Source organism: Mesorhizobium sp. M7A.F.Ca.ET.027.03.2.1 (assembly GCF_003999175.1).
Taxonomy (GTDB): Bacteria; Pseudomonadota; Alphaproteobacteria; order Rhizobiales; family Rhizobiaceae; genus Mesorhizobium.
In genome coordinates this window covers 1-8610 of sequence record NZ_RZOM01000143.1, presented here as the reverse complement: position 1 = coordinate 8610, position 8610 = coordinate 1, and the positions used below count along the sequence as shown (strand labels likewise).

Genomic DNA, 8610 nt, shown 5'->3' with positions numbered 1-8610 from the left:
GCACCAGCGCGCCCGAACCCTCGGCGAGGACAAAGCCGTCGCGGTCCTTGGAGAAAGGTTTTGACGCCTTTTCGGGAATGTCGTTGTGGGTCGACAGCGCTGACAGCAGCGAAAAGCGGATCAGCGCCTCGGCGGTCGCCGAACCGTCGGCGCCGATCGACAGCGCGCGGTCGCATTCGCCGCGGCGGATCGCCTCGACGCCGAGCTGGATGGCGGTGGCGCCGGAAGCGCAGGCGGTCGACAGCGTGATCGGCAGCCCGCGGGTGCCGAAACGGTCGGCAAGCCGGCCGGCGATCGAGCCGAACTGCGTGGTCTCGAAAAAGTCGAGTTCTTTCAATCCGCGCGCCACCCGCAGCAGCCGTTCGCCGCCGGAGTCCAAATCATTGGAATTGTAGAGCGCGAAGCGGTCGTGCCAGTCGAGTTCGACCGGCGGTGAAGCGAGGAAGAGAGGACCACCAAAATCACCGGAATCGAGGCCGGACTCGGCCACGGCCTCACGCGCGGCGGTTTCCGCCAGTTCATAGGTGAGATGGCTGGAGCCCTTCGAGCTCGACGGCAGGAAGTCGACCATGCCGGAAATGCGGGTGTTGAGATGATCGACCGGAAAACGGGTAATCGGGTGGATGCCCGACTTGCCCGAGGTCAGCGCCGCCCAATTATCGGCCTTGCCGACGCCAAGCGAGGTCACCACGCCGATGCCGGTGACGGCAACGATCGGCCTGCCCATATGATCGTTCAGATTGGCCATGCGGTAGCCCTCGATCGTTTATCGTTGCGGCATGGATCGTGGACCACCGCCTCAGGCGGCGTTGACGAGCGCCATGCCCTCGAATTGGTGATAGCCGATCGCCGTTGCAAGGACGGTTGCGGGAACCCCTTCGAACGGCTTCTCGGCTGCGGCATCAAAAACAGGGTAGGCGGCCTTGCGATCGACGGCCAGCGCCGCCAGTGCCACAGCGAAGGGAAACTGTGCTTCCTTCATGTGTCCGGTCAGCGTCGAGAAACCGCGCGCGGCAATCGCCGGATTGGCATCGAGCGCGGCTTTCTCGGCGATGGTTGCCGTATGGGCGCCCGACGCGCCCGACATGGCCAGCAATTTGCCGTTCGGCATTGCAGCCTGCTTGAGCAGGGCGGCGATCTGGGCGTCGAGTTCTCCCCGTGGGCGCCTGGCGCGGCCGGAGACGACCGGCCCAAGCTCGGCATAGATCTTGCGGCCGCGGCTCATCGCGTGTTCGCGCTGCTCCAGCACCAGGAAGGCACCGCCGGATCCAGTCACGACGCCGCCGCCCTCAGCGCCCTGTCTTTGCCAGACCGGCCTCCACGGGCCGCGATGCAGATAGCCGGCGAGTTCATAGCCGAGCAGCATGTCGGAATGTTCGGTCTGGAAGGCGCCGCCGACCAGGATGTGCGTCGACTGGCCGGAGCGGATGCGCGCGGCTGCTGTCTCGACGGCGGCGACGCCGGCACCTTCCTCGCCCATGAAGGTTCTGGATGAACCGGTCACCTTGTGGACGATGGAGATGTTGCCGGCGAGCAGATTGGAAAGCTGCGCCAGGAACAGTGTCGGCCGCAATTCGGTGGTCAATTCTCGTTGATCAGCACATCGCGGTCGTTGCGGCTTTGCGAAGCGGCGAGAATGGCGGCATCGACCGCCTCGTCGCGTTCGCCGCCGCCCGCGGCCACGACCATGTCCATGGTCGTGCAGAGTTCGTCATTGCCCTTGATGCCGGCGTCGTCCAGCGCCAGGCCTGCGGCATAGGTGCCGAGCCTCTGCCAGGTTTCCATCTGGCGCTGATCGCCACGTTTGGCGATCTGCAGGTTCCAGTCGATCTCCGGCAATGGATGAACGGTATAGGGTGCAAAGCGCGCCGCTTCGAGCACCGGTTCCAGGCCCGGCTGCGCGAGCTTCTGCCAATGGGCGTCCGGACCTTCCCCCAGCGAGGAGACAAGGCCGATACCAGTGATGACGACGTCGCGGGGGCTGCTCATGGGCGGCTTTGTGGGTCAGGCGGCAGAGCGCGTCAAGATCGCGCGCTCAACCGATGTCAGGCGGTTTTGGCGGCAACCAGCGCGTCGATCTTGGCGCACAGGTTCTTCATGACGAAGTAATCGTCGGTCGAAGCCTTGCCGTCATTGACCTCCTGGGTCCACTTTTCCAGCGGCACCTTGATGCCGAATTCCTTGTCGATGGCGAAGACGATGTCGAGGAAATCGAGGCTGTCGATGCCGAGGTCGTCGATCGTATGGCTCTCGGGCGTGATGGTGTCGATATCGATCTCGCTGGTGTCGGCAATGATCTTGGCGACTTTGTCGAACGTGGTGGACAAGGGCTTTTCCTTCGGTTGCGGGCGGAATCTGTCCGCATCTTGTTTGGGCGCTGTCTAATCGGTTTTTCCCGGCAGGAAAAGGCCTGATGCGCCGGGCGCAGATGGGTAGGGCATCCAGGAAACGCAAGAAGGGCCGCCGGTTTACCCGGCGGCCCTTCTGTTGACGTCACGTCAGCCTTTGTTTCGATGCAGGTCGTTTTTCCAAAACCGGAACCACTTTGGGCGACATGCATCAGCTGTCGCGGAGCTTGACCAGATCGTTCAGCAGCCCGCCGGTTCCGTTGTGGACGGTCAGCCGCTCGACCTTGCCGGCGATGGTTTCCAGAGCCTCGAGCTCCTTCAACCGCAGCATCACCGGGTTTTCCGCCATCACCTTGGCCGTGTTGAGGAGGGAACGCGTCGCGTTCGTCTCCTCGCGGCGACGGATGATGTTGGCCTCGGCCTGCTTTTCGGCTGACACCACCTGGTTGAGGATCTCGCGCATCTCGCCCGGCAGGATGACATCCTTGAGCGCGATATCGCTGACCTCCACCCCGATCTCGGCCATATCGGCGCGGACCTTGCCAGCGGCCTCCTCGTCGATCGTCACCTTCTTTTCAAGGATCTGATCGAGTGTCAGCGCGCCAAGGGTCTTGCGGAAGGCGTACTGCAGGGCGCGGTAAAGGGCTTCGGAGAAGTCCTGCACCATGCTCACCGCCTTGACAGGATCGACGACCCGGTATTCGGCCGCGATGTTGACGCGGATCGTCACGCGATCCTTGGTCAGCACTTCCTGCCCGGCAACGTCGAGCGACTGGCGCTTGAGGTCGACGACCTTGATCTGCACCATGCGTCCGACGTTCCAGAAGCCATGCACGCCCGCCGTCAGCGTCCTGACCAGAACACCGTCGATGAACAGCAGTCCGGCCTGACCGTCGACGACCGGATGGACGGCCATCAATTCCGCCTTCCGGGCCTGGCCGAGCCGGCGCATGACCGCCGCATCGATGGCGAGATCGACTGATGTGTCGATCAGCGTCACCTTCCACGGGCCGGCATCCGTCCACAGCACCAGCTTGCGGTCCGGCGCCAGCACGGCGTGCAGATTGCCGTCACGCTCGATGATGGCGACATCCGTGCGCCCGGTGCGAACGACGGTGAAATGACGCGCGGCTACATCCGGGAGCTTGTCGAACAACGCCTTCTCGTATGCCGAAACGAATTCCGGGTTCTTCAGATCGTGCCGGGACACTTCGAGGCTGCCGCGCCGGTTGGCGAGCCAGTGCTCGCCCGGCAGCAGGACAGTCTTGATTTCCCCCTTGTGGAGGGTGAGGGCACGTTCGTTTTCCTTTACGAGGACGCGCTCGCGCCCAAGAACCTTGTCGAGAATTGTCATTGTCTTACTCCTGTCGGGCATGGCCCCATGCGAGGCGTCAAGTCATGCGGCGATCGTTCCTTTCGTTTCTCGTTTCACGTCGTCTCTTGCGTCATAGCCCGGGCACGAATGATCCGGGGACTGGTGGCATCAATCCGTGGCGGGCCTTCGGGAGCGGATCGCGGGGCAGTGAAGCGGGCGCCGGAGGCCTTGGCCTCCCTTGCCGGCGACGCTGCGCCTTGATCGTCACCGCGGGCCTGGCCGCGAGCCGATGGCGAGAGACGCTTGGGATGATCCGCGCCCGAGGGCTTGGGCCATCCGTCCAGTCTTTCGCATTCCAGTCCCCGGACCGTTTTTCGGATGGCTTTTCAGGCCAATGGAGAAGGAATCGAACCTTCGACAGTCAGATTAACAATCTGATGCTCTAACCAAACTGAGCTATCCGTGGTGCAGATGAAGGGAATTGAACCCCCGACCTCCGGACTCAAATCCGGCGCTCTCCCGCTGAGCTACATCCGCGATCCCAATCCCCAAAGCAGCGCCGTATACAGGGCGGCAAAGCCGCCTGCACGGGCGGAGGCGAAAGCTCCAACCGTTGTGCTCACTTCGGTTCTCGTGACCGGGAGCGCGCCTATAGCCCCTGCGACGGGTTGTCGCAAGCGGCATTGTCGTGGCGGATTTGCGGCTTCTTGCGGCGGTGGCATTTAGGCAACACCGCTTTCGACGTCAGCGATCGCGCGCAGGGCGCTCAGAAGGTGACGCGGCCGAGCACGCGCAGGCCATCGCCCTGCGGCTCCACGACCACGGCCTCGCCTTCGCGCGGTGAGATGCCGGTCAGCGCCACGATGTCTTCCAGATGGGTAACCATGACCAGATTGTCGGAGCCGGAATAGGCGCGGATTTCTTTCAGGATCGCCGCGATCTGCGCGGCTTTCTGCGCCTCGTCGCCCTTCAGGAGATCGAGCGGAGCAAACAGCTCCGGCTCGGCCTCGAAGGCGATGCGGGCAGTGTCGAGGCAGCGGCAATAGCGGCTGGACAACACGCGCTCGATCGGTGCCGCACGGGCGGCAAACAGAGCGCCGATCTTGCTCGCCTGTTGCTTGCCACGCGCCGACAGGTTCATCTGGGTGGCACAACTGTCGATGTCGAAATTGGCCGGGTCGGTGGTGCCGGTGACCATGGCATGACGCAGCAGCACGACGTGTCCGCCATCGCGCAGCAGCGCCCAGCCTGCATCCGTGGCGTGGGCTACGCCGGGAATAAGAAACAGGAACACCGCCAAGGCAAATCGAATCATCCGCTATCCTTCTCCGGTTCCCGGCAATGGGTTCCGGTGACGGGACATATAGGGACGGTAAAGCCAGCCGAAAGACAAGGCGCGGTCGGCGGGATGCGTAGACCTACTTCTTCGCCATCTGCTTCTTCACCAGATCGATCTTCTGGTCGGTGAGCGGGATGGGGATCGTGTAGCCGGCTTCGGTAAAGCCCTGCTTGGCGTTCTCGAAGAATTCGATCGCCTTTTGATATTCGGCCTTGCCCCCGCCATAGCTGGCTCGGTTCCAGCTGACGTCACCGAGATTGTTCTGCGCGAAGGCCCATTGCATGGGCAGGCCTTCCCTCGAGAATACCTTCAGCGTCGCCGTGAAGGCGGCCTCAGCGTCACCGAGATATTTGCCGGTGCGTTCGAGATTTCCGAGGTTGAGCAGGCTCATGCCGATGCCGTTCTGGGCGTTGGCCCAGTCGACCGGTGCCGCGTCGACGGTGAGTACTTCGAGGGCTGCCCGGCGGGCCGCTATGGACTCAAGCAGGGTCCTGGAGTCGGCATTGCTCATGCTCAGCCAGTGCAGCGTCGAGCCGAGGCCGGCCTGGGCCAGCGCCCATTGGCGGGGATTCGTCTCGCGCTTGTACTCGCGCAACGCATCGCGGTAGGCGGCAATGGCTTCACCATAATGTTCCGGCTTGTCGGTCACGCCGCCCAGAAGCTGCAGCGTGTTGCCGAGATTGTAGTGGCTCATTGCCCAATCGCGAGGGAATTTCCGTCTGACATAGACCTGCCGGGTCGCCCGGAAGGCGCTCGCCGACTGCTCCAGCTTGGCCGCGTCGCGGGCGCGCTGGCCAAGCGTCTGGTAGATCGAACCGAGATTGTTCTGCGCCGACGCCCAGTCCATCGGGAAACGCTGCCGGGTAAAGACCGTCAGTGCATCATCATAGGCGGCCGCGGCCTCTTCAAGCGCGCCGGTGCCCATATCGAAGCGGGCGACACCGCTCAGCGCGTTGCCGAGGTTGAGCCTGCTGGTCGCCCATGAGACGGGGAAGGTCTCACGGGTTCGCACCTCGAGCGCGGCACGGAACGCGTCGGCCGCTTCGTTTATCTTCGCCTTGTCGTTGAGCTGGATGCCGAGTGACACCAGCGTGTTGCCGAGATTGTTCTCGACCATCGCCCATTCCACCGGCGCCTTTTCGCGTGTGTATTCCTCAAGTGCCAGCCGGTAGGCCGCCTCGGCTTGCGTCAGATGTTCGCCGGCGGCCTCGCGCTCGGAAAGCGCATAGAGCGCCAGGCCGAGATTGTTCTGCGAAGCGGCCCACTCGAGCGGCACTTTTTCGCGTGGGCGTTTCTGGAGCGTCGCGCGCATCGCCACAACCGCCTCGTTCAGGCGCTTCGGGTCGCTCTCGCGCTCGCCGATCTTCAACAGCACATTGGCCAGATTGTTCTGCGCGGCGGCCCAGTTGAGATCGTCCTTCTCGCGCTCGAACACGACAAGGGAATCGCGAAAGATCCGCGCTGCCTCTTCAAGGCGCGCGGTCTCCGTCTCGCGCTCGCCGATGGTCTGCAGCACCACCGCCATGTTGTTGCGGGTGATGGCCCAGTCGCGATTCTGTTCGCCATTGGGGATGAAGTTCAGGATGGTGCGATAGGCCTCAATGGCGTGCTGCAGCGCATCGAGGTCGCCGGTGGCGTAGCCGTAGGCGTTGAGCGCCTCGGCTTCCTGGTTCTTATAGTTCCAGCGCAGCTTGTCGTCCCATTTTTCGGCCAGCGAAAACGCCTTGGCGTAGTCGCCGGCGGCGGATTTGTAGTCGAACACCAGCCCCGAGGCATCGGCACGCCTGGCATAGATCGCGGCATCGGCAAGACGCTTCTGCTTGACGAGATCCTCGGCTTGATCGACCGCATGGTTGGTCTGCTCGACCCGGCCGACCGCATCGTCGAGGAATTTGCGCGCCGTCACGATGGCGCCCTGGCCGATCGCCTTGTCGGCGGAAGCGACAAGCCGTTTGATTTCCGGATCGTCGGTGCGCAGTGCTGCACGCTCGGACATCATCTTCCTCAGGCGCTCGGCCTGGGCGTCGAGCACCTTTTGCAGGTCGGTCGGGTCTTCGGGGATCTTTTCCGTGCCGAGCGCCTTCAGCACGCCATAAAGCGCGTCGAGCGGCACGCCTTCCTGCCGCGAGGCCAGTTCCACCTGCGCCCGTTTCGGATCGGGCAGGTCGGAAATCGTCAGCAACAGCTGGCGCCGCTCGCCGGTGATCAGCCCATCGTCGCCGGTCGGCTCCGTTGGTGCGACGCCGAAATAGAGCAGCCGGCGCAGGCTTTCATTGACCCAGGGGCGCTGTTTTGCCTTTGTGTCGAGATAGACCTCCTCGGTCACCATGCGCATGACCGAGCCGAACTCGGTGCCCTTCATCGCCGCGAGGTGGCGCAGCAGGGCGGACGCGTAAGGGCTGTTTTCGCCGGCGGCGCCATCAAGCGCCGGACGACCCGGTTCTGCGGCAAAGCCGACCACCGTACCCAGGCTCGCGTCGGCCGCCGGTGCATTGCCGAGCGCCTTGGCGCCGCGCACCGGCTCCAACCCGCCGGCGCCTATGGGTGAGGCGGAAGCGGTCGGTGAGCGCCGGACCATGGCATCCGCGGGGAATGGATTGGTGCGGCAGGCGTCGAGCAGCATGATCGTCACCGGCACTGTCTTTTTCAATGCCTCCATGACGGCAGATATCGGCACAAGGCTGGTGCGGGCGTCCTTCAGAGACGAGACGTCGGCATCGACCGGAACCAGATAGTTTTCGCCGCCGGCCTCGATGCCATGACCAGAATAGTAGATGAAGGCGACATCGGCGCCGTCGGCATCTTCGGTGAACCGCTCCAGGTCGCGCTTCAGCTTGGTGGCGTCACGGTCGGTGACGCTGCGCGCGTCGAAGCCAAGGTCGGTCAGCATCTTGGCCATGTCGCGGGCGTCGTTGGCGGGGTTGGGCAGGGCGGCGATGTGCAGGTAATTCGACTGGCCGATGATCAGCGCCACGCCCTTGAGGCTTTTCGTCTCGGCAACTGCAAGCGCGGTCGCGGCAAGGCAAAGCAGTGCGGCGACGATAGCCGTCAGCCATGCCCGCCGCAAACGACTAAGTTTCGAGAGTCCGACAAAAGCCATTTGTCGTTCGTGTCCGCCCTGATGATCCAAACCCTCTATAACGCTGCCAGCCGACGATGATCAAATTCAGGCGCGATTGCGTCGCGGTCGTGGCTCGCCTATCACGGGAAATTCGCCCGTCACGGTAAAAATGTCTCCGCTCACCGAAACCGTCCTTTTCGTCTTCAGCCTTGTCGCGCTCGGCTATCTCGCCGGGTTTACCGGCTATTTGAAGCCAGCGAGCGGCGAGGGGATATCGGAATTTGCCATCAACGTGGCGATGCCGCTGCTTCTGTTCCAGACAATGGTGAAGTCCGATTTCCACGGCGTGGCGCCATGGTCGCTGTGGGGCGCCTATTTCGCCGCGGTCGCCATCACTTGGGCCGCCGGCCATCTGGTCACCACCCGTATCTTCGGCAGGGATGCCCGCGCCGGCGTCGTCGGCGGGGTTTCGTCCGCCTTTTCCAATATCGTGCTGCTCGGCGTTCCCTTCATTCTTGGCATATTCGGCCCGAGCGGATTCGAAGTG

At 63.4% G+C, this 8610-nt stretch carries 6 protein-coding genes, 2 tRNA genes and 1 pseudogene; 1 reads left to right on the top strand and 8 read right to left on the bottom strand.

The window, feature by feature from the left end; all coding sequences use genetic code 11:
• The 8 genes and pseudogenes from EN750_RS09095 to EN750_RS09060 all read right to left on the bottom strand — a co-directional run.
• Nucleotides 1-748 (bottom strand): beta-ketoacyl synthase N-terminal-like domain-containing protein (locus tag EN750_RS09095; RefSeq protein WP_281062277.1); only part of this gene is annotated, 748 nt, incomplete at its 3' end.
• A 51-nt stretch (nucleotides 749-799) separates the two neighbouring features.
• Nucleotides 800-1989: pseudogene (locus EN750_RS09090) on the bottom strand (beta-ketoacyl-ACP synthase).
• 56 nt (nucleotides 1990-2045) lie between these two features.
• On the bottom strand, nucleotides 2046-2327 hold the full coding sequence (locus EN750_RS09085) for an acyl carrier protein (RefSeq protein WP_010909964.1): 282 nt from the start codon (nucleotides 2325-2327) through the stop codon (nucleotides 2046-2048).
• A 232-nt stretch (nucleotides 2328-2559) separates the two neighbouring features.
• On the bottom strand, nucleotides 2560-3702 hold the full coding sequence (locus EN750_RS09080) for a slipin family protein (protein WP_189526107.1): 1143 nt from the start codon (nucleotides 3700-3702) through the stop codon (nucleotides 2560-2562).
• A gap of 352 nt (nucleotides 3703-4054) precedes the next feature.
• Nucleotides 4055-4124 (bottom strand) — tRNA-Asn (locus tag EN750_RS09075).
• Nucleotides 4125-4126: 2 nt separating this feature from the next.
• Nucleotides 4127-4200 (bottom strand) — tRNA-OTHER (locus tag EN750_RS09070).
• 229 nt (nucleotides 4201-4429) lie between these two features.
• Entirely contained in the window at nucleotides 4430-4978 is a 549-nt protein-coding gene (locus EN750_RS09065; RefSeq protein WP_127396214.1) for a histidine phosphatase family protein, read from the bottom strand.
• A 103-nt stretch (nucleotides 4979-5081) separates the two neighbouring features.
• Entirely contained in the window at nucleotides 5082-8102 is a 3021-nt protein-coding gene (locus tag EN750_RS09060) for a caspase domain-containing protein (RefSeq protein ID WP_127396213.1), read from the bottom strand.
• 130 nt (nucleotides 8103-8232) lie between these two features.
• Between EN750_RS09060 and EN750_RS09055 the strand changes: the two genes are divergently transcribed.
• A partial coding sequence (locus tag EN750_RS09055; RefSeq protein WP_189526105.1) for an AEC family transporter occupies nucleotides 8233-8610 on the top strand: 378 nt, incomplete at its 3' end.